Below are 1,322 nucleotides of genomic sequence, written 5' to 3'. Positions count from 1 at the left end.
GCGTTGATGCACCCGAGGTGCCACCAGGCCATCGCCCTGCTCGCTCGACACGGTTGAGGTCCACGATGAGATCTGCGGGGTCTGGTGGTTGCCCGGGACGTGCGGACCGTCGACAGGGCTGAGCGCCTCCGAGCGCCGATCAGTGAGCGAACCGGCAGCAACGTCCCGGCACCAGCGGCACCACATGAAGGTGCCTCCCCACTGGTACTAGCAGCGAGGAGGCTGACATGAAGTCTGCCACCAGCACCACCCTTCCCCAAACCCCACCCAACGACGTCACCGCCGGGATCGACTGGGCCAACGACGACCACGCCGTGTGCATCATTGATGCCCGCGGCCGCGAGGTAGCCCGAGCCGTGGTCGAGCACACCACGGCAGGCCTGCGCGAGCTGACCCGGCTCCTGGCCCGGCACGGCGCCGGCGAGGTCGCGATCGAGCGACCCGACGGCCCCGTCGTCGAGGCACTCCTGCAGGCCGAGGTCACGGTGGTCGTGATCAGCCCCAACCGGGTCAAGAACCTGCGCGGCCGGTACGGCTCGGCCGGCAACAAGGACGACCGCTTCGACGCGTTCGTGCTCGCCGACACCCTGCGCACCGACCGGACCCGGCTGCGGCCCCTGGTCCCGGACGCACCCGAGACCGTCGCGCTGCGCCGGGCGTGCCGCACCCGCAAGGACCTCGTCGGCCACCGCGTCGCCGCCGCCAACCAGCTGCGCGCCCACCTCAAGGACGTGCTCCCCGGCGCGGTCGGCCTGTTCCAGCACATCGACTCCCCGATCAGCCTGGCCTTCCTGACCCGCTTCGACACCCAGGACCGCATCGACTGGCTCACCCCGACCCGGCTGGGCCGGTGGCTGGCCTCGGCCGGCTACAGCGGACGCACCGACCCCGCCACGCTGCACGCCCACCTGAGCGGCGCACCCCGCGGCCTGACCGGCCCCGACGCGCTCCTCGAGGCCGGCAGCACCCACGCCCACATCGCCGTCCTGAAGACCCTGACCGAGGAGATCAAGAAGCTCGAGGCTCAGATCAGCGACCAGCTCGCCGCGCACGCCGACGCGCACATCTTCACCTCCCTGCCCCGCTCCGGGACCGTCCGCGCCGCCCGGCTGCTCGCCGAGATCGGCGACTGCCGCGCCAGGTTCCCCACCCCAGCCTCCCTCGCGTGCCTGGCCGGCGTCGCACCCTCGACCCGACAGTCCGGCAAGATCCGCGCGGTCGGCTTCCGCTGGGCCTGCGACAAACAGCTGCGCGACGCCGTCACCGACTTCGCCGGCGACAGCCGCCACGCCAACCCCTGGGCCGCCGACCTCTACGACCGC

1 protein-coding gene is annotated in these 1,322 nt (G+C 72.3%); it reads left to right on the top strand.

The window, feature by feature from the left end; translation table 11 throughout:
- Positions 1 to 227 precede the first annotated feature (227 nt).
- Positions 228 to 1,322: IS110 family RNA-guided transposase (locus D4B81_RS17765; RefSeq protein WP_122263980.1), on the top strand; the 1,095-nt coding region annotated here is incomplete at its 3' end.

Source organism: Ornithinimicrobium cerasi, assembly GCF_003702705.1.
Lineage (GTDB): Bacteria > Actinomycetota > Actinomycetes > Actinomycetales > Dermatophilaceae > Ornithinicoccus > Ornithinicoccus cerasi.
Note: the sequence above shows the minus strand (reverse complement) of the source record. Positions and strands in the feature narration are given on the sequence as shown.